This is a genomic window from Pseudomonas sp. OF001 (assembly GCF_904426495.1).
In the GTDB taxonomy this organism is placed as follows: domain Bacteria; phylum Pseudomonadota; class Gammaproteobacteria; order Pseudomonadales; family Pseudomonadaceae; genus Geopseudomonas.
The window spans coordinates 329,320-353,840 of the sequence record NZ_CAJGBM010000012.1 but is presented as its reverse complement, the minus strand read 5'-3'; the positions used below and the strand labels follow the sequence as shown (position 1 = coordinate 353,840).

General features: G+C 68.1%; 23 protein-coding genes. 3 read left to right on the top strand and 20 right to left on the bottom strand.

Annotation, left to right across the window (positions count from 1 at the left end; all coding sequences use genetic code 11):
• Positions 1-102 precede the first annotated feature (102 nt).
• The 8 genes from murB to RA210_RS09960 form a co-directional block, all read right to left on the bottom strand.
• Positions 103-1,122, bottom strand: a complete 1,020-nt coding sequence (murB, locus tag RA210_RS09995) for a UDP-N-acetylmuramate dehydrogenase (protein ID WP_201486332.1) — start codon at positions 1,120-1,122, stop codon at positions 103-105.
• Positions 1,119-1,583, bottom strand: a complete 465-nt coding sequence (locus RA210_RS09990) for a low molecular weight protein-tyrosine-phosphatase (protein WP_201486354.1) — start codon at positions 1,581-1,583, stop codon at positions 1,119-1,121. Before RA210_RS09990 ends, murB begins: the two co-directional genes overlap by 4 nt.
• A gap of 1 nt (position 1,584) precedes the next feature.
• Positions 1,585-2,349: a 3-deoxy-manno-octulosonate cytidylyltransferase gene (gene kdsB, locus RA210_RS09985; protein ID WP_136488857.1), complete on the bottom strand. Its 765-nt coding sequence runs from the start codon at positions 2,347-2,349 to the stop codon at positions 1,585-1,587.
• The gene (locus RA210_RS09980; RefSeq protein ID WP_201486331.1) at positions 2,346-2,531 is read right to left on the bottom strand and encodes a Trm112 family protein; all 186 of its coding nucleotides are present in this window, start codon (positions 2,529-2,531) and stop codon (positions 2,346-2,348) included. The genes kdsB and RA210_RS09980 overlap by 4 nt, the downstream gene beginning before the upstream one ends.
• Before the next feature lie 41 nt (positions 2,532-2,572).
• Positions 2,573-3,571, bottom strand: coding sequence for a tetraacyldisaccharide 4'-kinase (lpxK, locus tag RA210_RS09975; RefSeq protein WP_136488859.1), 999 nt, complete (start codon positions 3,569-3,571; stop codon positions 2,573-2,575).
• Positions 3,571-4,002: an ExbD/TolR family protein gene (locus RA210_RS09970; protein WP_136488860.1), complete on the bottom strand. Its 432-nt coding sequence runs from the start codon at positions 4,000-4,002 to the stop codon at positions 3,571-3,573. Before RA210_RS09970 ends, lpxK begins: the two co-directional genes overlap by 1 nt.
• Complete coding sequence (locus RA210_RS09965) at positions 3,999-4,634, bottom strand: MotA/TolQ/ExbB proton channel family protein (protein ID WP_136488861.1); 636 nt, start codon at positions 4,632-4,634, stop codon at positions 3,999-4,001. Before RA210_RS09965 ends, RA210_RS09970 begins: the two co-directional genes overlap by 4 nt.
• Positions 4,635-4,704: 70 nt before the next feature.
• Positions 4,705-6,924, bottom strand: coding sequence for a DNA internalization-related competence protein ComEC/Rec2 (locus RA210_RS09960; protein WP_136488862.1), 2,220 nt, complete (start codon positions 6,922-6,924; stop codon positions 4,705-4,707).
• 148 nt (positions 6,925-7,072) lie between these two features.
• Between RA210_RS09960 and RA210_RS09955 the strand changes: the two genes are divergently transcribed.
• Positions 7,073-7,603 carry a DUF2062 domain-containing protein gene (locus RA210_RS09955; RefSeq protein WP_136488863.1) on the top strand — a complete coding sequence of 177 codons (531 nt, stop codon included), beginning with the start codon at positions 7,073-7,075 and terminating at the stop codon, positions 7,601-7,603.
• 45 nt (positions 7,604-7,648) lie between these two features.
• Here the strand turns inward: RA210_RS09955 and lolD are convergent, their stop codons facing one another.
• The gene (gene lolD / locus RA210_RS09950) at positions 7,649-8,338 is read right to left on the bottom strand and encodes a lipoprotein-releasing ABC transporter ATP-binding protein LolD (RefSeq protein WP_136488864.1); all 690 of its coding nucleotides are present in this window, start codon (positions 8,336-8,338) and stop codon (positions 7,649-7,651) included.
• Positions 8,331-9,578, bottom strand: a complete 1,248-nt coding sequence (locus RA210_RS09945) for a lipoprotein-releasing ABC transporter permease subunit (RefSeq protein WP_136488865.1) — start codon at positions 9,576-9,578, stop codon at positions 8,331-8,333. The genes lolD and RA210_RS09945 overlap by 8 nt, the downstream gene beginning before the upstream one ends.
• 214 nt (positions 9,579-9,792) lie before the next feature.
• On the opposite strand from RA210_RS09945, the gene RA210_RS09940 reads away from it, so the two are divergent.
• Positions 9,793-10,515 carry a glycerophosphodiester phosphodiesterase gene (locus RA210_RS09940; protein ID WP_201486330.1) on the top strand — a complete coding sequence of 241 codons (723 nt, stop codon included), beginning with the start codon at positions 9,793-9,795 and terminating at the stop codon, positions 10,513-10,515.
• A gap of 42 nt (positions 10,516-10,557) precedes the next feature.
• Here RA210_RS09940 and sthA read toward each other — a convergent pair whose 3' ends face one another.
• The 10 genes from sthA to RA210_RS09890 form a co-directional block, all read right to left on the bottom strand.
• Positions 10,558-11,952, bottom strand: a complete 1,395-nt coding sequence (sthA, locus tag RA210_RS09935; RefSeq protein ID WP_136488867.1) for a Si-specific NAD(P)(+) transhydrogenase — start codon at positions 11,950-11,952, stop codon at positions 10,558-10,560.
• A 138-nt stretch (positions 11,953-12,090) separates the two neighbouring features.
• Entirely contained in the window at positions 12,091-12,327 is a 237-nt protein-coding gene (gene nqrM / locus RA210_RS09930) for a (Na+)-NQR maturation NqrM (RefSeq protein ID WP_136488868.1), read from the bottom strand.
• Entirely contained in the window at positions 12,324-13,355 is a 1,032-nt protein-coding gene (locus RA210_RS09925; RefSeq protein WP_201486329.1) for an FAD:protein FMN transferase, read from the bottom strand. Before RA210_RS09925 ends, nqrM begins: the two co-directional genes overlap by 4 nt.
• Positions 13,356-13,360: 5 nt before the next feature.
• The gene (nqrF, locus tag RA210_RS09920) at positions 13,361-14,584 is read right to left on the bottom strand and encodes an NADH:ubiquinone reductase (Na(+)-transporting) subunit F (protein ID WP_136488870.1); all 1,224 of its coding nucleotides are present in this window, start codon (positions 14,582-14,584) and stop codon (positions 13,361-13,363) included.
• A 15-nt stretch (positions 14,585-14,599) separates the two neighbouring features.
• The gene (gene nqrE / locus RA210_RS09915) at positions 14,600-15,208 is read right to left on the bottom strand and encodes an NADH:ubiquinone reductase (Na(+)-transporting) subunit E (protein ID WP_136488871.1); all 609 of its coding nucleotides are present in this window, start codon (positions 15,206-15,208) and stop codon (positions 14,600-14,602) included.
• A complete protein-coding gene (locus RA210_RS09910) occupies positions 15,208-15,873 on the bottom strand; it encodes an NADH:ubiquinone reductase (Na(+)-transporting) subunit D (protein WP_414153866.1) in 666 nt (221 codons plus the stop codon). The genes nqrE and RA210_RS09910 overlap by 1 nt, the downstream gene beginning before the upstream one ends.
• A 2-nt stretch (positions 15,874-15,875) precedes the next feature.
• Complete coding sequence (locus RA210_RS09905; RefSeq protein WP_201486328.1) at positions 15,876-16,664, bottom strand: Na(+)-translocating NADH-quinone reductase subunit C; 789 nt, start codon at positions 16,662-16,664, stop codon at positions 15,876-15,878.
• Positions 16,657-17,868 carry an NADH:ubiquinone reductase (Na(+)-transporting) subunit B gene (locus RA210_RS09900; RefSeq protein ID WP_136488874.1) on the bottom strand — a complete coding sequence of 404 codons (1,212 nt, stop codon included), beginning with the start codon at positions 17,866-17,868 and terminating at the stop codon, positions 16,657-16,659. Before RA210_RS09900 ends, RA210_RS09905 begins: the two co-directional genes overlap by 8 nt.
• A gap of 2 nt (positions 17,869-17,870) precedes the next feature.
• Positions 17,871-19,208, bottom strand: a complete 1,338-nt coding sequence (locus RA210_RS09895; protein ID WP_201486327.1) for a Na(+)-translocating NADH-quinone reductase subunit A — start codon at positions 19,206-19,208, stop codon at positions 17,871-17,873.
• A 280-nt stretch (positions 19,209-19,488) separates the two neighbouring features.
• Positions 19,489-20,949 (bottom strand): glyceraldehyde-3-phosphate dehydrogenase, encoded by a 1,461-nt coding sequence (locus RA210_RS09890; protein ID WP_201486326.1) that lies wholly within the window; start codon positions 20,947-20,949, stop codon positions 19,489-19,491.
• Positions 20,950-21,078: 129 nt separating this feature from the next.
• Between RA210_RS09890 and mfd the strand changes: the two genes are divergently transcribed.
• Positions 21,079-24,519, top strand: a complete 3,441-nt coding sequence (gene mfd, locus RA210_RS09885; protein ID WP_201486325.1) for a transcription-repair coupling factor — start codon at positions 21,079-21,081, stop codon at positions 24,517-24,519.
• Positions 24,520-24,521: the final 2 nt, after the last annotated feature.

Here is a 24,521-nt window from a genome sequence, read left to right as displayed (position 1 = left end):
CCGGGCAGCGCCCAGCAAAAAGGGGGAATGCCTTGGCATTCCCCCTTTTTGTTTGTCTGGCGACTGGAAGACAAGGCCGGCGACAGGCCCCGCAGCCACGCCTCAGCGGACGACCGGCTCGATCTCCAGCTCGACACCGAAACGGCTGCGGATATCCGCCTGGATGCGCTGCGCCAGCGCCAGCAGCTCGCACCCGCTGGCCCGGCCGTAATTGACCAGCACCAGCGCCTGCAGGGCATGCACCCCGGCATCGCCGTCGCGATGCCCCTTCCAGCCGGCCTGCTCGATCAGCCAGCCGGCCGCCAGCTTCACCAGTCCTTCGCCAGCGGGATAGCTGACCAGCCCCGGCCACTGCGCACGCAGCTGCGCCGCCTGGGCCTCGCCCACCAGCGGGTTCTTGAAGAAGCTGCCGGCATTGCCCAGCACTTGCGGATCAGGCAGCTTTTCCGCGCGGATGGCGCAGACTGCCCGACTGACGTCCAGCGCCATCGGCTGGGCAATTCCCTGCACCTGCAGGCGCTGGCGCAGCGGGCCGTAATCCAGATGCAGGGCCGCCGCACGGCTCAGGGCGAAGCGCACGCGCAGGATCAGCCAGCGGCCGCTCTCGCGCTTGAAGCGGCTGTCGCGGTAGGCGAATTCGCACTCCCCGGCCTGGAACTCGCGCAGCTCGCCGCTCAGGCGATCCAGGGCGACCAGGCTGTGCAGCACGTCCTTGAGTTCGACACCGTAGGCGCCAATGTTCTGCATCGGCGCAGCGCCCACGGTGCCGGGAATCAGACTGAGGTTCTCCAGCCCGGCCAGGCCCTGCTCCAGGGTCCAGAGCACGAAGGGATGCCAGGGCTCGCCGGCCTCGGCCTCGACCAGCACCTGACCGCCCGCCTCGCCCAGCAGGCGCCGGCCGCGACTGGCCATGCGCAGCACGAAGGCGTCCAGATCGGCGGTCAGCAGCAGGTTGCTGCCGCCGCCGATCACCAGCAGCTCGGCGTCCTGCGCGGTGGCGGCCGCCAGCGCCTGGCGCACCTCGGCCTCGTCATGCGCCTCGGCGAACCAGCGCGCCGCGACGTCGACGCCGAAGGTGTTGCAGGCCTTCAGCGAGTAATGCTCATGGATGATCAGGCTCACAGGCGCTCCCGGATCTGTTCGATCAGTCGGTCGCAGGCCAGCTCGACCAGGTCAAGCACCTGCTCGAAGCCGTCGGCACCGCCGTAGTAGGGGTCGGGCACCTCGTGCTCGGCCAGGCCGCCGCGGCGCAGGAACAGGTCCAGCTCGGCATCGCCCTGGGGCGGGCGCAGGCGGCACAGCTCGCGCAGGTTGTCGTGATCCATGGCGAGAACCCAGTCGAAACGGGCGAAGTCCTCGGCCTGCACCTGGCGGGCACGCAGCTCGTGCAGGCGGTAGCCGCGCTGCTCGGCGGCGGCGCAGGTGCGCGGGTCGGGCGCCTTGCCGACGTGCCAGGCGCCGGTGCCGGCGGAATCCACCTGCACCCGGTCGGCGAGGCCGGCCAGCTGCAGCTTGTGGCGCATCACCCCCTCGGCGGTCGGCGAGCGGCAGATGTTGCCAAGACAGACGAACAGCAGGCGCACGTCAGGCTCCCAGCAGCTGGCGGACACGCTGCAGGTCTTCCGGGGTGTCGACGCCGGCCGGCGGCGCCTCGAGGGCGTCGGCGACATGGATGCGTACGCCGTGCCAGAGGGCACGCAGCTGCTCCAGGCACTCGGTGTCCTCCAGCCAGCACGGGCCCCAGGCGACGAAGTCGTGGAGGAAGCCGGCGCGGTAGGCGTAGATGCCGATGTGACGACGGAACGGCACGCCCTCAGGCAACTGCCCGCGCTCCGCGGCGAAGGCATCGCGCGCCCAGGGCAGCGGTGCACGGCTGAAGGTCAGCGCCAGGCCGCTGGCGTCGGTGACCAGCTTGACCACGTTGGGATTGAACAGCAGCGCTGCATCATGGATCGGCTCGGCCAGGGTGGCGATGCCGGCCTCGGCATGGGCGGCCAGGTTGGCGGCCACCTGGTCGATGATCGCCGGCGGAATCAGCGGCTCGTCGCCCTGCACGTTGACCACGATGGCCTGGTCGGCCAAACCGAGCTGGCCGGCCACCTCGGCCAGGCGGTCGGTGCCGGAGTTGTGGTCGGCACGCGTCAGCAGCACCTCGGCGCCGAACGCCTGGCAGGCCTCGACGATGCGCGCATCGTCGGTAGCCACCACCACGCGGGTCGCGGCGCTCTTCTTCGCCTGCTCCCAGACGTGCTGGATCATCGGCTTGCCGGCGATGTCCTGCAGCGGCTTGCCAGGCAGGCGGGTGGAGGCGTAGCGGGCAGGAATGACGACGACGAAGTCCACGCTCATTTGTCCAGGCGCTCGTCGACGGTCAGGGTGCGCGCCTCGCTCTCCAGCATCACCGGGATGCCGTCGCGCACCGGGAAGGCCAGGGCGTCGGCCCTGCAGATCAGCTCGGACTTGTCGTCACTGAGCTTGAGGGGGGCCTTGCACAGCGGGCAGGCGAGAATGTCGAGCAGTTTGGGGTCCATGGTCCGCTCCAGGCAGAGGAATCTGGGGGGACCCGCGCGCATCAACGCGGCAACAGGCGCTCGAGCTGACCGTCGAACCAGGCCACGAAGGCCGGCGATGGCTGGCCATCGACCGCCAGATACCACCAGTCTGCGGCGGCGAATCCCCGGCATTTCACCGCATCCTTTTCGGTCATCAGCAGCGGCAGGGCCGGGGCGAAGCGCAGATCCTCGGGGCAGTAGGCCGCGTGGTCGGCGAAGGGATGCGGAACCGGGCGCCAGTGTAGCGCCTCGAGGGTCGCGAAGAAACGCTGCGGGTTGCCGATGCCGGCCACCGCGTGGACCGCCTGCCCTGCCGGCAGATGATCCAGCGGGCGACGCTCGCCGCTGGCCAGGTTGACCAGCGCACTCGGGCGCAGGTTGAAGGCGAAGCCTGCCGCGCCGTCACCGGCAGCACCGTTGACCAGGCAGGCATCCACCGCGGCCAGGCGCTCCAGCGGCTCGCGCAGCGGCCCGGCCGGCAGGCAGCGGCGGTTGCCGAGACCGCGGGCCGCGTCGATCAGCACCAGCTCGAGATCGCGGGCCAGACGGTAGTGCTGCAGGCCGTCGTCGCTGAGGATCAGGTCCAGCGGCTCCTGCTCGAGCAGGGCCCGCACCGCGCGGGGACGGTCGGGGTCGATCACCAGCGGCACGCCGCTGCGCTCGACGATCATCAGCGGCTCGTCACCGGCCTCGGCGGGACTCTGCCCGGCGCGCACCCGCCACGGCAGGCTCGGCGGCGTGGCGCCGTAGCCGCGACTGACCACGCCGACGCGCAGGCCGCGGGCACGGCAGTGCTCGATCAGCCAGAGGATCAGCGGCGTCTTGCCGGTGCCGCCGACGGTGATGTTGCCGACCACGATCACCGGCAGCGGCGCCCGCCAGGCCGGCCTGCGCCCGCTGAGGAAGTCGGCGCGGCGGCGCTCGACCACCCGCCGGTAGAGGACCTCCAGCGGACGCAGCAGGACCAGGGCCGGATGGCCCTGGTACCAGGCGGCAGTGAGGCGCTCGGCCAGGCGCATCAGGGCTTGGCCGGCTGCGCTTCGACGGTGGTGATGCGCAGGTGCGCGAAGCCCAGCTTGCCGGCCGCGTCCATGGCGGTGATCACCGCCTGGTGCGGGGTGCGCGCGTCGGCGCTGATCACCAGCGGCAGGCTGCTGTCGCCGCCGGACTCCTTCTGCAGCGCGCTGCTCAGGGTCGCCAGGTCGCTCTTCACCAGCTGCTGGCCGTTGAGCGCATAGCTGCCGTCGGCGGCGATGGTGATCTCCAGCTGCTTGAGCTGGGTCTCCTGCACCGGCGTGGCGCTGTCGGCCTCGGGCAGGTCGATCTTCAGCTGGGTCTCACGGGTGAAGGTGGTGGTCACCACGAAGAACAGCAGCAGGATGAACACCACGTCGATCAGCGGCGCCAGGCCGATCTCGACGTTCTCCCGCGGTTTGCGTCGGAATTTCACCGCTTGCCGCCCTCGCCCAGATCGACGTCACGGTCGCCCTGCACCACTTCCACCAGACGGATTGCTTCCTGCTCCATGCCGACCACCAGCTCGTCGACGCGACGCTGCAGGTAGCGGTGGAAGAACAGCGCGGGGATGCCGACGAACAGACCGGCGGCGGTGGTGATCAGCGCCTTGGAGATGCCGCCAGCGAGCACCGGCGCGTTGGCCATGCCGCTGCCCATGAAGCCGCTGAAGATCTCGATCATGCCCAGTACGGTGCCGAGCAGACCGAGCAGCGGGGCGATGGCGGCGATGGTGCCGAGCGCGTTGAGGTAGCGCTCCAGGTCATGGATGACCCGCGCAGCGGCTTCCTCGATGCACTCCTTCATGATGTCGCGACCATGCTTGGAGTTGGCGAGACCGGCGGCCAGCACCTCCCCCAGCGGCGAGGAGGCCCGCAGCTCCTTGAGCTTCTGGCTGTCCAGCTGCTTGTCCTGGATCCAGCGCCATACCTGGCCCAGCAGGTTCGGCGGGGTGATCCGCGCCGGACGCAGGGTCCACAGGCGTTCGGCACTGATGCCGATGGCCGCGATCGAACAGAGAATGATCGGCAGCATCATCCAGCCGCCGGCTTTGACCAATTCCCACACAGTAACAACCCCCTGAAAAAAGTGGCGCAACTCTAGCACAGCGCGCTCGCCATGCCGCCCGTCTGGGTTCTCATTTTTCCCGCCAGAAACGCGCCTGCGCGCGCTCGCCGGCGACCGTCCCATGGCGGCCGAGCCACAACTGCAGCGCCCCCTCGGCGGCACTGTCGTGGATGCGCACGCCGGCGGCCCGAAAACGCGCCACCACCTGCGGATGCGGGTGGCCGAAGGCATTGTTCCAGCCCCGCGAGAACAACACGCCGCGCGGCGCCACCGCGGCGATGAACTCCGCCGACGACGAACTGCGACTGCCGTGGTGGGGCGCCAGCAGCCAGTCGGCGCGCAGATCGCGGCCACTGCCCAGCAACGCGCGCTCGCCGCTCGCGGAGATGTCTCCGGTGAGCAGCAGCCGCTCGCCGCGCGCCTCTACCAGCAGCAGGCAGGACGCATCATTGCCGTCGCCGCTCATCTGCCAGGTGGTGAAACGCACGGCGTCCCATTGCCACTGCTCGCCATCGCGACAGGGCTCGACGGCGTATGGCAGACGCTGTCGCGCCGCCTCGCCGGCGAGCAGGCGGGACGCCGGAAGACCGGCCAGCACGCTGCCTGCCCCGCCGGCATGATCCTGGTCGGCATGGCTTAGCAGCAGCGTGTCGAGCCTGCCGACGCCCTGCCTGAGCAGGAGCGGCAGCACCACCTTCTCTCCCGAATCGAACCCGCGCGCGGCCGGGCCGGCGTCGTACAGCAGAGCGTGAGCGCTGGTGCGTACCAGCACCGCCAGCCCCTGCCCGACATCCAGCACGCGCACCTCGGCCTCGCCGCTCGGAATGCCGGCCGCGGCGGGAAACAGCAACGGCAGCGGCATCAGGGCGCCGAACAAGCGCAGCGGCAACCCGGCCGGCAGCAGCGCCAGCAGGACGCCGCCCAGCCCGAGCAGCACCGCCCAGCCAGGCGCAGCGGCGAACTGCCGGGCCGGCGCCAGCTCGGCGAGCCAGGCGAGCAGGTCGAACAGCAGGTCGAGCTGCAGCCCGGCCAGCCACAGCAGGCTGCTGCCCACCCCGGGTAGCGGCAGCAGCAGGGTCCCGAGCAGGGCCAGCGGCACCACGCCGACACCGACCCAGGGCACCGCCAGCAGGTTGGCCAGCGCGCCGGTGAGACTGACCGGCAGGCCGAGCGCCAGCAGCAGCGGCAACAGGCCGAGAGTCATCGCCCACTGCGCGCGCGGCAGCACCCGCCAACCGGCGGCCGGCGCCAGGCGGCCGCTGAAGCACCAGGCCAGCAGCGCCACCGCGCCGAACGACAGCCAGAAACCCGGTTGCAGGCTGGCCAGCGGCTCGACCACCAGCACCAGGGTCAACGCCGCCAGCAGCGGCAGCCAGACGCCCAGGCTGCGGAAGCGCCAGCGCCACAGCAGCACCACCGCCAGCATGACGCAGGCCCGCTGCACTGGCACCTCGAAGCCGGCCAGCAGGCCGTAGGCGAGCGCACCGGCCATCGCCAGGCCACAGGCGCAGGGCAGCCAGGGCCAGCCCCGCGGCCACCAGCCGCGGCGGAACAGGCCGAGCACCAGCGCATACAGCAGACCGGCCAGCAGTGCCACGTGCTGACCGGATATCACCAGCAGATGGGTGGTGCCGGTGGCCTGCAGCACCTGCCAGTCCCCTTCGCCCAGCCCCGAACCGTCGCCCAGCACCAGTGCCGCCAGGGCGCCCTCCCGACCATGTGCCGGCGCCGCCAGCAGCGCACTGCGCAGGCGATCGCGCCAGCCTTGCGGCCCATCCGCGGCGCTCAGCCGCTCGCCGGCCTTGACCGAGCCGGTGGCGCCGACGCGACGTGCCGTCAGCCAGGCCTCGTAGTCGAAACCCTGGGGATTGACCAGGCCGCGCGGGCGCTTGAGTTGCACCGCCAGGCGCCAGACCTCGCCGGCCGCCAGCGGTGGCGCTCCGTACCAGGACAGGCGCAGGCGCTGGGGGAGGCTTGCGCGACGCGAGCGGGCCTGCTCGATATGGAAGCGGGTAACGCCCACCTCCCGCTCCGGCAGACCGACGATCCGCCCCTGCAGCCACAGGGTCCGGCCATCCAGTTCGGCGGCCAGGCGGTCGTCCAGCGCCAGCTGCGCCGAGCCGCAGGCCCAGCCCAGACCGAGCAGGAACAGCGCCAGTGGATAGCCGCGGGTCGGCAGCAGCGCCACCCCCACCACCGCCAGCGCGACGAGAGCCGCCGCCGGCGGCAAGGCCGGCAGGAAACGCAGGCACAGCAGCCCGCCACAGAGCGCGATCAGTCCCGTGCGCATGGATTCATCCCTGAATCGGCCGGCGCTGCGCGCCGCTGAAATTCTGTTACAGATCCCCGGACAGTCCATCCGGATTTTTGTTCCGCCCGGTCCACCACCGGGAGAATCAGTGCATAATACCGGCGCTTAGTCGCCGTCGAGAGCCCCCATGCCGCGCCGAATCTTCAAGCGATACATGCCCGACCCGGAGCGCATCAGGGGCGACAAATCCCTGCGCTTTCTCGGCAAACTGATTCACGATCCCAACCTCTGGCACCTCAATCGCCACTCGGTGGCTCGTGCCATGGCCGTGGGCCTGTTCGCCGCCTTCATCCCGCTGCCGATGCAGATGCTGCTGGCCGCCTCGCTGGCCATCCCGCTGCGCGGCAACCTGCCGATCTCCATCGGTCTGGTCTGGCTGACCAACCCCATCACCATGCCGCCGGTGTTCTACTGCACCTACAAAATGGGCGCCTGGCTGATGCACGTGCCACCGATCACCCTGCCCGAGCACCTGAGCATGGAGTGGATCACCCACGAGCTGAGCACCCTGTGGCAGCCGTTCCTGCTCGGCTCGGTGATCACCGGCCTGATCTGCTCCATCCTCGGCTACTGCCTGACCATGACCTACTGGCGCTGGTGGGTACGCCGCAGCTGGCACAAGCGCCAGCTCCTGCGCCGCCAGCAGGGTCACTCCTGATCCCGGTCGGTGTCAGCCCCGCCTGCGGCCGACACCGCCCCTCCCCTACTCCGCCAGTACCAGCCGCCCGCCCTCCAGGCGCAGCACGCGGTCCATCTGCCGCGCCAGGGCGATGTCGTGGGTCACCACCAGGAAGGCGGTGTGCAGCGACGTGCTCAGCTCCTGCATCAGCTCCTGGATGCCGCGCGCGGTGTGCTGGTCGAGGTTGCCGGTGGGCTCGTCGAGCAGCACCAGCGCCGGCCGGTTGACCAGCGCGCGGGCGATGGCCACGCGCTGGCGCTCGCCGCCGGAAAGCTCGGCCGGCTTGTGGCCCAGACGATGCCCCAGCCCGACCCGCTCCAGCAGCGCCGTGGCCCGCTGGCGCGCCTCGCCGATCGGCATGCGTCCGATCAGCAGCGGCATGCACACGTTCTCCAGCGCATTGAACTCCGGCAGCAGGTGGTGGAACTGGTAGACGAAGCCCATGGCGCGATTGCGCAGCAGGCCGCGGGCCTTCTCGTTGAGCGCCGACAGCTCCTCGCCGGCCAGCCAGACGCTGCCCTCGCTGGGAGTATCGAGGCCGCCGAGCAGGTTGAGCAGGGTGGTCTTGCCCGAGCCGGAGCTGCCGACGATGGCCACCCGCTCGCCGGGCTGCAGCGCCAGCTCGACGCCCTTGAGCACCTCCACCGACTGCGGACCCTCCTCGTAGCACTTGCCGAGGTTGCGGCACAGCAGCACCGCCTTGTCGTTACTCATAGCGCAGGGCCTCCGCCGGCTGGGTGCGCGCCGCGCGCCAGGCCGGGTACAGGGTGGCAAAGAAACTCATCAGCAGCGCGGCCGAGCAGATCAGCACCACATCCTCCACGCGCAGCTGCGACGGCAGGTAGTTGATGAAGTAGACGTCCGAACTGAGGAACTTGCGCCCCAGCAGGTTCTCCAGCGCCGCCACCCACTGGGTGACGTTGAGCGCGGCGATCACGCCGAGCACGCCGCCGATCAGGGTGCCGACCACGCCGATCACAGAGCCCTGGACCATGAACACCAGCATGATCTGCCGCGGGGTCATCCCCAGGGTGCGCAGGATGGCGATGTCGGCCTTCTTGTCGGTCACCACCATCACCAGGGTGGAGATGATGTTGAACGCGGCCACCGCGACGATCAGCAGCAGCAGCAGGGCGATCATGGTCTTCTCCATCTGGATCGCCTGGAACAGGCTGCCGTGGCTGCGCGTCCAGTCGCGGGCGACGTAGTCGCCTTCGCTGAAGCCGGTGGCGATCTCCCAGGCCACCTGCGGCGCCTTGAACAGATCCTTGAGCTTCAGGCGCACACCCTCCACCTGGTTTTCCTGCCAGCGCGACAGGCGCGCGGCATCGCCGATGTGGATCAGCGCCAGCGAGCTGTCCAGCTCGGCGCCGACCTTGAACACGCCGACCACGGTGAAGCGCTTGAGCCGCGGGAACACCCCGGCCGGGGTCACCGAGGCCTCGGGCAGGATGAAGGTCAGCTTGTCGCCGACATTGACGCGGAAACGCCGCGCGGTGATCTCGCCGATGACGATGCCGAACTCGCCGCTCTTCAGCGCCTCCAGGCTGCCCTGCACCATGTGCTGGTCGATGATCGAGACGTTCTTCTCGGCCTCCGGCAGCACGGCGTTGACCAGTACCGGCTGTGTCCCGCCGCTGTGGGTGAGCATGCCCTGCAACTGGCTGAACGGTGCCACCGCCACCACCTCGGGGTGCTTGGCCACCCTGGCGGCCAGCGCCTGCCAGTCGTCGATCGGCTGGTAGCTGCTGATGGTGGCGTGCGGCACCATGCCGAGGATGCGCGTGCGCAGCTCGCGGTCGAAGCCGTTCATCACCGACAGCACCAGGATCATCACCAGCACGCCGAGGGCGAGGCCGACCATCGAGGTCAGGGAAATGAACGAGATGAAGTGGTTGCGGCGCTTGGCACGCGTGTAGCGCATGCCGATGAATACGGGTAAGGGTCTGAACATGCTCGGGTTGCCTTGCGGGCGAAGGGAAGACGTCCGTTTGTCACGCCGGCGGCGGGAACTCGCTACAGACCACACCGGCGGCCGGCAGTTCGCCGGACGGGCGGCAGTCTACCGCAACGCCGGTCGCCACGCACCGACGGCGACCCCGACCTCTCCCCAAAGCGGCGGCGGCATGCTAGAAGGCTGCATCAGCCTGATTGCGCAAGGAGCAGTCGTGACCCTCATCTACGGCCATCGCGGCGCGCGGGGCGAAGCCCCGGAAAACACCCTCGCCAGCTTCCAGCGCTGCCTCGAGCAGGGCGTGACCCGCTGCGAGCTGGACCTGCACCTGTCCGCCGATGGCGAACTGATGGTGATCCATGACCCGACGCTCAGGCGCACCACCGGCCAGCGCGGCAAGGTGGCGGCGCACAGCGCCGCCGAACTGGAGCGCATGGACGCCCGCGTCGGCGGCCCGCCCTGGCCGCAGCCCTGCCCGATCCCGCGCCTGCGCACGCTGTTCACCCATTGCGACTTCGAGCACTGGCAGCTGGAGGTCAAGAGCGCCTCGCGCGAGCGTGCGGCACGCACCGTGGAGGCGATCGCCGCACTGACCCGCGAACTCGGCCTCAGCCACCAGGTCACCGTGACCAGCAGCTCGCGCACCGTGCTGCGCGCCCTGCAGGAACTGGCCCCGCAGCTGGCCCGCGGCCTGGTGGCCGAGTACGCCTGGCTGGACCCGCTGAAGGTGGCGCAGCGCTACCAGTGCCACCTGCTGGCGCTGAACTGGACGCTGTGCAGCCCCGAGCGGTTGCGCAAGGCGCAGCAACAGGGGCTGCACGTGTCGGTGTGGACGGTCAACGAGCCGGCGCTGATGCGCCGGCTCGCCGACTTCGGCGTGGACAGCCTGATCACAGACTTTCCCGGTTTGGCCAGCGCCACCCTCGGGAATCGCTGAGCGGCCAGTCTCCGACCGGCTCAGGCCACCGGTCGGAGCCGCTCAAAAAAGCCGGTTGAGGCCGTCGAACGCCGCCACCCGATAGGCTTCGGCCATGGTCGGGTAGTTGAAGGTGGTGTTGATGAAGTACTTGATGGTGTTCGCCTCGCCCTTCTGGTTCATGATCGCCTGACCGATGTGGACGATCTCCGAGGCCTGGTAGCCGAAGCAGTGCACGCCGAGGATCTGCAGGGTCTCGCGATGGAAGAGGATCTTCAGCATGCCCACGCGCTCGTTGGAGATCTGCGCACGCGCCATCGACTTGAAGAAGGCCTTGCCCACCTCGTAGGGAATCTTCTCCTTGGTCAGCTCCTGCTCGTTCTTGCCGATCGAGCTGATCTCCGGGATGGTGTAGATGCCGGTCGGCACGTCATTGATGAAGTGCCAGCTGTCGTCCTCGACGATGCTGCCGGCCGCCGAACGGCCCTGGTCGTAGGCGGCGCTGGCCAGGCTCGGCCAGCCGATCACGTCGCCGGCGGCGTAGATGTTCGCCACGCTGGTGCGGTAGTGCTGGTCGACGGCGATCTGCCCGCGGCTGTTGGCCTCGATGCCGACGTTTTCCAGGGCCAGCTTGTCGGTATTGCCGGTGCGACCGTTGCACCACAGCAGGGCGTCGGCCTTGATCTTCTTGCCGGACTTCAGATGCAGCACCACGCCGTGGTCGAGGCCCTCGATGCGCTCGTACTCCTCGTTGTGGCGGATCAGCACGTTGTTGTTGCGCAGGTGGTAGCTCAGCGCATCGGAGATCTCGTCGTCGAGGAAGCTGAGCAGCTGGTCGCGGTTGTCGATCAGGTCGACCAGCACGCCCAGGCCGCTGAAGATCGACGCGTACTCGCAGCCGATCACTCCGGCTCCGTAGATGATCATCCGCCGCGGAGTGTGGCTGAGGGTGAGGATGGTGTCGCTGTCGTAGATGCGCGGGTGACTGAAGTCGACGTCGGCCGGACGGTAGGGGCGCGAGCCGGTGGCGACCACCACCTGCTTGGTGACCAGCTTCTCCACCACGCCGTTGTGGGTCACCACGTCGATGGTGTTGGCATCGGCGAAGCTGGCGGTGCCGGTGAACACGTCCACGCGGTTGCGCGCGTAGTAGCCGGTGCGCGAGGCGACCTGCTTGTCGATGACCAGCTCGGCGCTCTTCAGCACGTCGGGGAAGGAGAACCAGCGCGGCTCGCCGATCTGGCGGAACATCGGGTTGGTGTTGAACTGCAGGATCTGCCGCACCGAGTGACGCAGGGCCTTGGAGGGAATGGTGCCGAGGTGGGTGCAGTTGCCACCGACCAGCTTGCGGCTATCCACCACCGCCACCTTGCGTCCGTTCTTGGCGGCGCTCATCGCCGCGCCCTCGCCCGCCGGGCCCGAGCCCAGCACCACCACGTCATAGTTGTAGACAGCCATCGACTACTCCTTCAGGGACAAACTGCAGCCCGCCTCGGGCGGGCCTCACATCCGCCGCCGCGCGAGCCCGGTCCTGAGGCCGGCCCGCTGGCGGGCGGGAAATAAAAAAGGGGCAGTGTCGTCACTGCCCCGTCGGGGTCATCTGCTGCGGGTCGCGTCGTAAGCCTGGGCCGCGCCCGGCTTGCCGTCACCCTCGCTGTTGGCTTCCTCGCATTTCTGGGTATCGCCGCCGCAGATCGGGCACTCGTCCTTCTCGATGCCGAGGTTGGCGATGCCGCCGCAGGAGCCGGCGATGGGCTTGCGGCCCATGATCACGCCGATCGCCATGCCGAACACCACCAGCAGCATGAGCGCAAAAACCAGTAACCAGGTCATGGTCGTTCCCCTTGCGCTGCCGTCAGCGCGTCAAAAGCCTTGGTTGCGTAGGTCACGTAGCCTTCGCCCTCGCGGGTCACGAAGAAGGCCGCGATGCCCTGCCGCTCCGCCCAGCGTACGCCCTCTTCCGGACCGAGCACCATCAGCAGGGTGGACAGGCCGTCGGCCAGCAGGGCCTTGGGATGCAGCACGGTCACCGCCGCCAGGCGGTGGGTGATCGGCGCACCGCTGCGCGGGTCGAGGGTGTGCGAGTAGCGCCGGCCATTTTCCTCGAAGTAGTTGCGATAGTCACCCGAGGTCGACACGCCGTAGCCATCCAGGGCCAGCACCTTCTGTGCCACCCGCTGGTCGTCGCGCGGCGCCTCGATGGCGATGCGCCAGGGCGTGCCGTCCGGCTTGCGCCCGCGCGCCTTGAGCTCGCCGGTGGCCTCCACCAGGTAGCTGGCCACGCCCTGCTGCTCCAGCCAGGCGGCGATGCGGTCCACCGCGTGGCCGGCGGCGACGCTGTTGAAGTCCACCTGGACCTTGGCGTCCTTGCACAGCTGCTCGCCGTCGATGCGCAGGTGCTGGTGGCCGACGCGCTGGCGCGCCTCGGCGATGGCCTCGGCACTGGGCACCTGCTCGCCGCGCGACTGGGGCCCGAAGCCCCACAGGTTGAGCAGCGGCTCGATGGTCAGGTCGAAGGCGCCGTCGCTCTGCAGCGACAGGCCCTCGCCCAGGCGCACCAGCTCCAGCACGTCTGCCGGCATGGCCTGGCAGGTGCCGGCCGGCGCGCGGTTGAACTGCTCGATCAGCGAGTCGTCGCGGTAGGTGGACATCTGCTGGTCGACCTCGGCGAGGATCGCCTCGACCCCGGCCTGCAGGGCCTGCGCATCGGCGACGCCGTCGCCGCGCACGTACTTGACCGAATAGGTGCTGCCCATGGTCGGCCCGCCGAACGACTCCAGCGGATCGGAAAACTGGCAGCCCGCCAGCGCTGCCGCACAGGCGACAGCGATGACGGGCTGCAGGAGACGCACTAGCGACATCGACACTAGCCGCCGAAGTCGTCGAGCAGGATGTTCTCCCGCTCCACGCCCAGGTCGAGCAGCATCTTGATCACCGCGGCGTTCATCATCGGCGGACCGCACATGTAGAACTCGCAGTCCTCGGGCGCCGGATGGTCCTTCAGGTAGTTCTCGTAGAGCACGTTGTGGATGAAGCCGGTCAGGCCGGTCCAGTTGTCCTCGGGCTGCGGGTCGGACAGCGCCAGGTGCCACTGGAAGTTCGGGTTCTCGGCCTGCAGCTGGTCGTACTCCTCGACGTAGAACGCCTCGCGCATCGAGCGAGCGCCGTACCAGAAGCTCATCTTGCGCGTGGACTTCAGGCGCTTGAGCTGGTCGAAGATGTGCGAGCGCATCGGCGCCATGCCGGCGCCGCCACCGATGAACACCATCTCGTTGTCGGTGTCCTTGGCGAAGAACTCGCCGAAGGGTCCGTACACGGTGATCTTGTCGCCCGGCTTGAGGTTGAACACGTAGGAGGACATCTTGCCCGGCGGGATGTCGTCCTTGCCCGGCGGCGGCGAGGCGATGCGGATGTTGAACTTGACGATGCCCTTCTCTTCCGGGTAGTTCGCCATGGAGTAGGCGCGAATGGTCGGCTCGTCCACCTTCGACACGAAACGCCACATGTTGAACTTGTCCCAGTCGCCGCGGTACTCGGGCTGGATGTCGAAGTCCTTGTAGTTGACCACGTGCGGCGGGCACTCCAGCTGTACGTAGCCGCCGGCGCGGAAGTCCACGCTCTCGCCGTCCGGCAGGCGCAGGGTCAGCTCCTTGATGAAGGTGGCCACGTTGGGGTTGGACTCCACCGTGCATTCCCACTTCTTCACGCCGAAGACTTCTTCCGGCACCTCGATGTGCATGTCCTGCTTGACCGGGGTCTGGCAGGACAGGCGCCAGCCGGCCTTGGCCTCGCGCTTGGTGAAGTGCGACTCCTCGGTCGGCAGCATCTCGCCGCCGCCCGACTCGACGATGCACTTGCACTGGGCGCAGGTGCCGCCGCCGCCGCAGGCGGAGGACAGGAAGATGTTGTTGGCGGCCAGGGTCTGCAGCAGCTTGCCGCCGGCCGGTACGGTGATGGTGCGCTCGCCGTTGATGAGAATGTTCACGTCGCCGCTGGACACCAGCTTGGCGCGGGCCATCAGGATGATGACCACCAGCGCCAGCACGATGGCGGTGAACATGCCGATGGCGAGGAAGATTTCATAGTTCATCTGTTCTTCCCTTCCTTAGAGCTGCACGCCGGAGAACGACATGAAGCCCAGCGACATCAGGCCGATGGTGATGAAGGTGATGCCCAGCCCCTGCAGGCCGGCGGGCACGTCGCTGTACTTGAGCTTCTCGCGCACGCCGGCGAGCACGGCGATCGCCAGTGCCCAGGAGAAGCCCGAGCCCAGGCCGTAGACCACGCTTTCCGAGAGGTTGTAGTCACGCTCGACCATGAACAGCGAGCCGGCCATGATCGCGCAGTTCACCGTGATCAGCGGCAGGAACACGCCCAGCGCGTTGTAGAGCGAGGGCACGTACTTGTCCAGCAGCATCTCGAGGATCTGCACGATGGCGGCGATCACGCCGATGTAGCTGAGCAGGCCGAGGAAGCTGAGATCGACGTCCGGCAGGCCGGCCCAGGCCAGCGCCCCTTCCTTGAGCAGGTAGGTGTACAGCAGGTTGTTGGCCGGCACGGTGATGGTCTGCACCACCACCACGGCGATGCCGAGGCCGATCGCCGTCTCCACCTTCTTGGAAATGGCAATGAAGGTACACATGCCGAGGAAGAAGGCCAGCGCCATGTTCTCCACGAACACGGCCTTCACGAACAGGCTGATGTAGTGTTCCATCAGTAGGCCTCCTTGCTAACGTGCGGAGCCATCTTGTAGCTGGGCCTCTCGACCTGGGCGGTCTTCCAGGTGCGCAGGCCCCAGATGATCAGGCCGATCAGGAAGAACGCCGAGGGCGGCAGCAGCAGCAGGCCGTTGGGCTGGTACCAGCCGCCGTCGTTGATCACCGGGATGATCTCGAAGCCGAGCAGCTTGCCGGAGCCGAACAGCTCGCGGACCACGCCGAGGATGATCAGCATGGCGCTGTAGCCCAGGCCGTTGCCGATGCCGTCGAAGAACGACAGCACCGGCGGGTTGGCCATGGCGAAGGCTTCGGCGCGGCCCATCACGATGCAGTTGGTGATGATCAGGCCGACGAACACCGACAACTGCTTGGCCAGGCTGAAGGCATAGGCCTTGAGCACCTGGTCGACCACGATCACCAGCGAGGCGATGATCACCATCTGCACGATCATGCGGATCGAGCTGGGGATCTGGCTGCGCACCAGCGAGATGAACAGGTTGGAGAAGCCGGTCACCAGGGTCAGGGCGATCGACATCACCAGCGCGGTCTTCAGGTTGGAGGTCACCGCCAGCGCCGAACAGATGCCGAGGATCTGCAGACCGATCGGGTTGTTGTGGACGATGGGGTTGAGCAGGACTTCCTTGATTGTGGGTTTGGACATGATCAGGCCTCCCCGGCACGCAGGTTAGCAATGAAGGGACCGAAGCCGTCCCGGCCCAGCCAGAACTGCAGCAGGTTGTGCACGCCCTTGCTGGTCAGGGTCGCGCCTGCCAGGCCGTCCACCTGATGACCGGCCTGCGGACTCTGCGGATCGACACCGCCCTTGATGATGGCGATGTTCGGCTGGCCCTGCTCGTCGAACAGGGTCTTGCCCCGCCACAGCGCCTTCCATTTCGGGTTGTCCACCTCGCCGCCCAGACCCGGGGTCTCGGCGTGCTGGTAGAAGCCGAAGCCGGCCACTGTGTTGAGGTCGCCCTTGACCGCCATGAAGCCGTGCAGGGTCGACCACAGGCCGTAGCCGCGCACCGGCAGGATCAGGGTTTCCAGCTTGCCGTCGGCCTCCACCAGGTAGACGGTGGTGAAGCGCTCGCGGCGCTTGATCGAGGCGATGTCCTGGGCGCCGCTGAGGGCGTCGGACAGCTTCGGATCCTTGGCCGCCTTGAGCGGATCGAAGGTCGCCGCATCCTGGGCGTCGCTGAACTTGCCGGTCTGCAGATCGACCACGCGGGCGCGGATGCGCTCGGCGAACAGCTGCTTGACCTGCTTGCCGGACATCTCGGCCTCACCCAGGCCGGCGATGGCCAGGATGCTGCGCTGCTTGTCCAGCTGGCGGTTCTCGACCTGGGTCGGTTTCAGTGCCACGGCCGCGCCGGCGACGAACACCGAGCACACCAGGCAGACCACCAGCGCCACCATGAGGGTGCGGACGGTGGATTCCTTTTGACTAGACATTGCGTGCCAGCCTCCGCTTGATATTGGCCTGAACGACGAAGTGGTCGATCAGCGGTGCAAACAGGTTGGCGAACAGGATCGCCAGCATCATGCCTTCCGGGAAGGCCGGGTTGACCACGCGGATCAGCACCACCATCAGGCCGATCAGCGCGCCGAACAGCCACTTGCCGGTGTTGGTCATCGACGCCGAGACCGGGTCGGTGGCCATGAACACCATGGCGAAGGCGAAGCCGCCGACCACCAGGTGCCAGTACCAGGGCATGGCGAACAGCGGGTTGGTGTCCGAGCCGATGACGTTGAACAGGGTGCTGGTGGCGATCATGCCGAGCATCACGCCGGCGACGATGCGCCAGGCGGCGATCTTGGTCAGCAGCAGCACCGCGCCGCCGAGCAGGATGGCCAGGGTGCTGGTCTCGCCGATCGAGCCGTGCTCGAAGCCGAGGAAGGCATCCATCCAGGTGATGCCCTGGCTGGCGATCGCCTCGACGCCGCCGGCGGCGGCCAGGCTCAGGCTGGTGGCGCCGGCGAAGCCGTCCACCGCGGTCCACACGCCGTCGCCGGAGATCTGCGCCGGGTAGGCGAAGAACAGGAAGGCGCGGCCGACCAGGGCCGGGTTGAGGAAGTTCTTGCCGGTGCCGCCGAACACTTCCTTGCCGATCACCACGCCGAAGCTGATGCCCAGCGCGACCTGCCACAGCGGGATGGTCGGCGGCAGGATCAGGGCGAACAGCACCGAGGTGACGAAGAAGCCTTCGTTGACCTCGTGGCGACGGATGGAAGCGAACAGCACTTCCCAGAAGCCGCCGACGATGAAGGTCACCAGGTAGATCGGCAGGAACCAGGCCGCGCCCTGGATGAAGCAGTCCCACAGGCTGCCCGGGTCGAAGCCGGCCAGCGCGCCGATCAGGCTGAAGCGCCAGCCATCCTGCGCCGCCAGCAGCTCGGGGCTCTGGGCGAAGACCAGGTTGGCCTGGTGGCCGACGTTCCACATGCCGAAGAACATCGCCGGGAAAGTGCACAGCCAGACGGTGATCATCATGCGCTTGAGGTCGATGCCGTCGCGCACGTGGGCGGTGGTCTTGGTCACGCTGCCGGGGCGATAGAAGAAGGTGTCCACGGCCTCGTAGAGGGCGTACCACTTCTCGTACTTGCCGCCCTTCTCGAAGTTGTGCTCGATCTTGTCGAGGAAATCACGCATTCCCATGGTCAACCCTCCTTCTCGATGCGATTCAGGTTATCCCGCAGGATCGGGCCGTATTCGTACTTGCCGGCGCAGACGTAGCTGCACAGCGCCAGGTCTTCCTCGTCCAGCTCCAGGCAGCCGAGCTTCTGCGCCATCTCGGTGTCACCGACAATCAGGTAGCGCAGCAGCTGGGTGGCGAGGATGTCCAGCGGCATCACTTCCTCGTAGTTGCCCACCGGCACCATGGCGCGCGGGCTGCCGTTGGTGGTGGTGCTGAACGGGAACTTCCTGTCGCCCATCAGCTTGGAGACGAACACGTTGAGCACCGAGTGCTTGTTCACCCCGGCGCGCAGGTAGTGCAGCATCTCGCGGTCGTTGCCCTCGCGCAGGCAGGACACCTGCAGATGGTAGCGACCGAGGTAGGCGCAGGCGCCGCGCGAAGTGCGGCCACCGAACACCGAGCCGGAAATCACCCGGTTGTGGCCGGACTGCAGCTCGCCGGCAGTCAGCTCCTGCAGGCTGGCGCCCAGGCGGGTGCGCACCAGGCGCGGCTTGTCCACCACCGGACCGGCCAGGGCGACCACGCGCTCGACCCACAGCCGGCCGCTGGTGAACAGCTTGCCGACGGCGATGACGTCCTGGTAGTTGATGGTCCACACGCTCTTGGTCGCGCTGACCGGATCGAGGAAGTGGATGTGGGTGCCGGGCAGGCCGGCCGGATGCGGGCCGGCGAAGCTCTCGGTGGTCACTCCGGCGACGCCCTCGCCGGCCAGGCTGACGCCTTCGGCCTTGCACAGGAATACCTTGGCCAGGCGCGCCAGCACCTTGAGGCCGTTTTCGAAGTCCGCCGCATGTTCGCCGATGATCACCGCAGGATCGGCGGCGAGCGGATTGGTATCGATGGCGCTGACGAAGATCGAACTGGGCACGGCGTCGACCGCCGGCACCTTGCTGTACGGGCGGCTGCGCAGGGCGGTCCACAGGCCGGAGGCCTGCAGGTTGTCACGCACCAGGGTCGCGTCGAGGCTGGCCAGTTGGCCGGCCGGGTAGCTGGCGAAAGTAAGCTGCTCGTCGCCATCCACGTCGATGACCACGGACTGCAGCACGCGCTGCTCGCCGCGGTGGATGGCGCTCACCACACCGGCGGCTGGCGCGGTGTAGTTCACCCCGGGGGTCTTCTTGTCGGAGAACAGGACCTGGCCGAGTTTGACTCGATCACCGACCTGCACCTGCATCGTGGGCTTCATCCCGTGATAGTCGAAGCCAACGAGCGCCACGCTGCGCACGGGCCGGGCGGCCTCGATGCGTTGCGCGGGTGCGCCGGTGATGGGCAGGTCCAGACCACGTTTGATTTTTATCATACGTATTGCCCAATCACTGTGTATGAAACGAATAGGGTTACCGGCACGACATGAGCCAGCGACGACTGCCCCCTCTGCCAGCCATCATCGACGTCGAACCGGAAATACCCCGTGCAAAAATCCGAACGATTATAAGGACCCCCTCACCCGCTGGCCACCGAAGCCGCCGTTTAATTGGGGCAAACAGTAACAAGCAGATACAAGAGCCCCTCACAAGTGTCTGTCCGGAAAAGAAAAACGGGAGCCGAGGCTCCCGTTTTTCAGACCGCAGCAGCGCGGATCAGCGCGGGAAGGACGGCGGATTGACCCCGGCCATGTCTTCCAGCACGCGCACCACCTGGCAGCTGTAGCCGAACTCGTTGTCGTACCACACATAGAGCACGACGCGGTTGTCGTTGCAGATGGTGGCTTCGGCGTCGACGATGCCGGCATGGCGGGAGCCGACGAAGTCGGTGGACACCACTTCCGGCGAGTTGGTGAAGTCGATCTGCTTGTGCAGCTCCGAGTGCAGCGCCATGTGGCGCAGGTACTCGTTGATCTCCTCGCGACTGGTGGCCTTCTCCAGGGTCAGATTGAGAATGGCCATGGAGACGTTCGGCGTCGGCACGCGGATGGCGTTGCCGGTCAGCTTGCCCTTCAGCACTGGCAGGGCCTTGGCGGCAGCGGTGGCGGCGCCGGTCTCGGTGATCACCATGTTCAGCGGCGCGCTGCGGCCGCGGCGATCGCCCTTGTGGAAGTTGTCGATCAGGTTCTGGTCGTTGGTGTAGGAGTGCACGGTCTCCACGTGACCATGGGCGATGCCGAACTTGTCGTAGACGGCCTTCAGCACCGGCACGATGGCGTTGGTGGTGCAGGAGGCGGCGGACAGGATCTTGTCGTCGGCGCTGATCAGGCCATGGTTGATGCCATGGACGATGTTCTTGATCTCGCCCTTGCCCGGCGCGGTCAGGATCACGCGGGCGGCGCCCGGGCACTTCAGGTGCTGGCCCAGACCCTCGGCGTCACGCCACTTGCCGGTGTTGTCGACGACGATGGCGTTGTTGATGCCGTAGGCGGTGTAGTCGACGGTGGTCGGGTCGTTGGAGTAGATCACCTGGATCAGGTTGCCATTGGCGAGGATAGTGTTGTTCTCCTCGTCGATGGTGATGGTGCCGTTGAACGGGCCGTGCACCGAGTCGCGACGCAGCAGGCTGGCACGCTTGACCAGGTCGTTGGCGGCGCCCTTGCGCACGACGATGGCACGCAGGCGCAGGCCGTCGCCGCCGCCGGTCTTCTCGATCATGATGCGCGCCAGCAGGCGACCGATGCGACCGAAGCCGTACAGCACCACGTCGGTGCCTTCGCGCTGCTCGCTGCCCTGCTTGCCGACCACTTCGGCCAGCTCCTCGCGCACGAACTGCTCGGCGCTGCGGCCGTTGCCTTCGTGCTTGAACTTGACCGCCAGGCGACCCAGGTCGACGGAGGCGGCGCCCAGCTCCAGCTGGCCCAGGGCCTGCAGGATCGGGAAGGTGTCATGGACCGACAGCTCGGCGTCGTCGATCTGGCGGGCGAAGCGGTGCGCCTTGAGGATGCCGATCACCGAACGGTTGATCAGGCCGCGGCCGTAGATCGAAGTCACCACATTGTTGTTGCGGTAGAGCTGGCCGATCAGCGGAATCATGGCCTCTGCGAGGGCCTCGCGATCAATCCACTCACCAAGGCACTGGTCGGTCTTCTGGGTCACGGGCGGTACCTTCCACATGTAGGGGATAACAAAAAAGGGCTACATTATGACGGCGCCAGCGCTTTCGGGCAACGTGCCGCGCGCGGCACTGACAGTCGGCGCGAGGCCCCGCTACAATCCGGACTTTGTCGCCATCCAGAGCCGCCCGTGACCGTACTGCGTCTTCCGAGCCTGCCGGCCGCCGCCGGCAAACAACACTGGGGCAACCTGCCCGGCGCCGCCCAGAGCCTGGCCATCGCCGAGGCCGCCAGCCGCAGCCAGCGCTTCACCCTGCTGCTGACCGAGGGCAGCCGGAGCGCCGAGCGCCTGCAGGAGGAGCTGCGCTTCTTCGCCCCCGACCTGCCGGTGCTGCACTTCCCCGACTGGGAAACCCTGGCCTACGACGTGTTCTCGCCGCACCAGGACATCATCTCCCAGCGCATCGCCACCCTCTACCGCCTGCCGGAACTGAAGCACGGCGTGCTGGTGGTACCGATCGCCACCGCCCTGCACCGCCTGGCGCCGCCGCGCTTCCTGCTCGGCTCCAGCCTGGTGCTGGACGTCGGCCAGCGCCTCGACGTCGACGACATGCGCGCGCGCCTGGAGGCGGCCGGCTACCGCTGCGTGGACACCGTCTACGAGCACGGCGAGTTCGCCGTGCGCGGCGCGCTGATCGACCTCTACCCGATGGGCAGCGAACTGCCCTACCGCATCGACCTGTTCGACGACGAGATCGAGACCCTGCGCACCTTCGACCCCGAGAGCCAGCGCTCGGTGGACAAGGTCGAGTCGATCCGCCTGCTGCCGGCGCGCGAGTTCCCGCTGGAGAAGAAGGCGGTGGCCGACTTCCGCGCGCGCTTCCGCGAGCGCTTCGACGTCGACTACCGGCGCTGCCCGCTGTACCAGGACCTGTCCAGCGGCCTGGTGCCGGCCGGCATCGAGTACTACCTGCCGCTGTTCTTCGAGGCGACCGCCACCCTGTTCGACTACCTGCCGGCCGACACCCAGGTGTTCTCGCTGCCCGGCATCGAGCACGCCGCCGAACAGTTCTGGAGCGAGGTACGCAGCCGCTACGAGGATCGCCGCGTCGACCCCGAGCGGCCGCTGCTGCCGCCGGCCGAGCTGTTCCTGCCGGTGGAGGACTGCTTCGCCCGTCTCAAGGACTGGCCGCGCATCGTCGCCGACCAGCGCGACCTCGAGCCAGGCGTCGGCCGCGAGCGCTTCAATGCGCGCGCCCTGCCCGACCTGGCGATCCAGGCCAAGGCCGGCGAGCCGCTGGCCGCGCTGCGCCGCTTCATCGAGGAGTACCCGGGACGGGTGCTGTTCTGCGCCGAATCGGCGGGGCGCCGCGAGGCGCTGCTGGAGCTGCTCGCCCGCCTCAAGCTCAAGCCCAGGGAAGTCGACGGCTGGGCTGCCTTCGCCGCCGACAGCGAGCGTCTGGCGATCACCATCGCCCCGCTCGACGAGGGCCTGCTGCTCGACGAGCTGGCGCTGATCCCGGAAAGCCCGCTGTTCGGCCACCGGGTGATGCAGCGCCGCCGCCGCGACCGGGGCCAGGGCGGCGGCGACAACGTGATCAAGCACCTCACCGAGCTGCGCGAAGGCGCGCCGGTGGTGCACATCGACCACGGCGTCGGCCGCTACCGCGGCCTGGTCACCCTCGAGGTGGAGGGCCAGCCGGCCGAGTTCCTCATGCTCGAGTACGCCGAGGAGGCCAAGCTCTATGTGCCGGTGGCCAGCCTCGACCTGATCGCCCGCTACACCGGCAGCGACGACGCCCTGGCGCCGCTGCACCGCCTCGGCTCGGAAACCTGGCAGAGGGCCAAGCGCAAGGCCGCCGAGCAGGTGCGCGACGTCGCCGCCGAGCTGCTCGACGTCTACGCCCGCCGCGCCGCCCGCCAGGGCTTCGCCTTCAGCGACCCGCACGCCGACTACGAGACCTTCAGCGCCGGCTTCCCGTTCGAGGAAACCCCGGACCAGCAGGCCGCCATCGAGGCGGTGCGCGCCGACATGCTCAGCGCCAAGCCGATGGACCGCCTGGTGTGCGGCGACGTCGGCTTCGGCAAGACCGAGGTGGCCATGCGCGCCGCCTTCATCGCTGTCCATAGTGGGAAACAGGTGGCGGTGCTGGTGCCCACCACCCTGCTCGCCCAGCAGCACTACAACAGCTTCCGCGACCGCTTCGCCGACTGGCCGGTCAAGGTCGAGGTGATGAGCCGCTTCAAGTCGGCCAGGGAAGTGCGCGAGGCCGAGCAGCTGCTCGCCGAGGGCAAGGTCGACATCGTCATCGGCACCCACAAGCTGCTGCAGGACGACGTGAAGTTCAAGGATCTCGGCCTGGTCATCATCGACGAGGAACACCGCTTCGGCGTGCGCCAGAAGGAGCAGTTCAAGGCCCTGCGCAGCGAGGTGGACGTCCTCACCCTGACCGCCACGCCGATCCCGCGCACCCTGAACATGGCGGTGTCGGGCATGCGCGACCTGTCGATCATCGCCACCCCGCCGGCGCGCCGCCTGTCGGTGCGCACCTTCGTCATGGAGCAGAACAAGCCGACCATCAAGGAGGCGCTGCTGCGCGAGCTGCTGCGCGGCGGCCAGGTCTACTACCTGCACAACGAGGTGTCGAGCATCGAGAAGTGCGCCGCCGAGCTGGCCGAGCTGGTGCCCGAAGCGCGCATCGGCATCGGCCACGGCCAGATGCGCGAGCGCGAGCTGGAGCAGGTGATGAGCGACTTCTACCACAAGCGCTTCAACGTGCTGGTGGCCTCGACCATCATCGAGACCGGCATCGACGTGCCGAGCGCCAACACCATCATCATCGAGCGCGCCGACAAGTTCGGCCTGGCCCAGCTGCACCAGCTGCGCGGCCGGGTCGGCCGCAGCCACCACCAGGCCTACGCCTACCTGCTCACCCCGTCGCGCCAGCAGATGACCGAGGACGCGCAGAAGCGCCTGGAGGCCATCGCCGGCGCCCAGGACCTCGGCGCCGGCTTCGTCCTCGCCACCCACGACCTGGAGATCCGCGGCGCCGGCGAGCTGCTCGGCGAGGGCCAGAGCGGGCAGATCCAGGCGGTCGGCTTCACCCTGTACATGGAGATGCTCGAGCGCGCGGTCAAGGCGATCCGCAAGGGCGAGCAGCCCAACCTCGAACAGCCGCTGGGCGGCGGCCCCGAGGTCAACCTGCGCCTGCCGGCGCTGATCCCCGAGGACTACCTGCCCGACGTCAACGCCCGCCTGATCCTCTACAAGCGCATCGCCTCGTGCACCGACGAGAATGCGCTGAACGAGCTGCAGGTGGAGATGATCGACCGCTTCGGCCTGCTGCCGGAGCCGACCAAGCACCTGATGCGCCTGACCCTGCTCAAGCTCAGGGCCGAGCAGCTCGGCATCAGGAAGGTCGAGGCCGGCCCGCAGGGCGGGCGCATCGAGTTCGCCGCGCATACCCCGGTCGACCCGCTGACGCTGATCAAGCTGATCCAGGGCCAGCCGACCCGCTACAAGTTCGAGGGCGCCACCCTGTTCAAGTTCGTGGTGCCGATGGAGCGCCCGGAACAACGCTTCAACACCCTGGAGGCGCTGTTCGAGCGCCTGACCCCGTCCGCTGCCTGAAG

Excerpts from the sequence above, each read along its gene's own strand:
- RA210_RS09960 (WP_136488862.1), bottom strand. The coding sequence starts at position 6,924 with ATGCGCACGGGACTGATCGCGCTCTGTGGCGGGCTGCTGTGCCTGCGT.
- nqrE (WP_136488871.1), bottom strand. The coding sequence starts at position 15,208 with ATGGAACACTACATCAGCCTGTTCGTGAAGGCCGTGTTCGTGGAGAAC.
- sthA (WP_136488867.1), bottom strand. The coding sequence starts at position 11,952 with ATGGCTGTCTACAACTATGACGTGGTGGTGCTGGGCTCGGGCCCGGCG.
- RA210_RS09945 (WP_136488865.1), bottom strand. The coding sequence starts at position 9,578 with ATGTTCAGACCCTTACCCGTATTCATCGGCATGCGCTACACGCGTGCC.
- RA210_RS09980 (WP_201486331.1), bottom strand. The coding sequence starts at position 2,531 with ATGGACCCCAAACTGCTCGACATTCTCGCCTGCCCGCTGTGCAAGGCC.
- RA210_RS09900 (WP_136488874.1), bottom strand. The coding sequence starts at position 17,868 with ATGGGAATGCGTGATTTCCTCGACAAGATCGAGCACAACTTCGAGAAG.
- RA210_RS09910 (WP_414153866.1), bottom strand. The coding sequence starts at position 15,873 with ATGTCCAAACCCACAATCAAGGAAGTCCTGCTCAACCCCATCGTCCAC.
- RA210_RS09905 (WP_201486328.1), bottom strand. The coding sequence starts at position 16,664 with ATGTCTAGTCAAAAGGAATCCACCGTCCGCACCCTCATGGTGGCGCTG.
- RA210_RS09925 (WP_201486329.1), bottom strand. The coding sequence starts at position 13,355 with ATGTCGCTAGTGCGTCTCCTGCAGCCCGTCATCGCTGTCGCCTGTGCG.
- lpxK (WP_136488859.1), bottom strand. The coding sequence starts at position 3,571 with ATGCGCCTGGCCGAGCGCCTCACTGCCGCCTGGTACCAGGGCCATCCG.
- lolD (WP_136488864.1), bottom strand. The coding sequence starts at position 8,338 with ATGAGTAACGACAAGGCGGTGCTGCTGTGCCGCAACCTCGGCAAGTGC.
- kdsB (WP_136488857.1), bottom strand. The coding sequence starts at position 2,349 with ATGAGCGTGGACTTCGTCGTCGTCATTCCTGCCCGCTACGCCTCCACC.
- nqrM (WP_136488868.1), bottom strand. The coding sequence starts at position 12,327 with ATGACCTGGTTACTGGTTTTTGCGCTCATGCTGCTGGTGGTGTTCGGC.
- nqrF (WP_136488870.1), bottom strand. The coding sequence starts at position 14,584 with ATGAACTATGAAATCTTCCTCGCCATCGGCATGTTCACCGCCATCGTG.
- RA210_RS09955 (WP_136488863.1), top strand. The coding sequence starts at position 7,073 with ATGCCGCGCCGAATCTTCAAGCGATACATGCCCGACCCGGAGCGCATC.
- RA210_RS09895 (WP_201486327.1), bottom strand. The coding sequence starts at position 19,208 with ATGATAAAAATCAAACGTGGTCTGGACCTGCCCATCACCGGCGCACCC.
- RA210_RS09890 (WP_201486326.1), bottom strand. The coding sequence starts at position 20,949 with ATGTGGAAGGTACCGCCCGTGACCCAGAAGACCGACCAGTGCCTTGGT.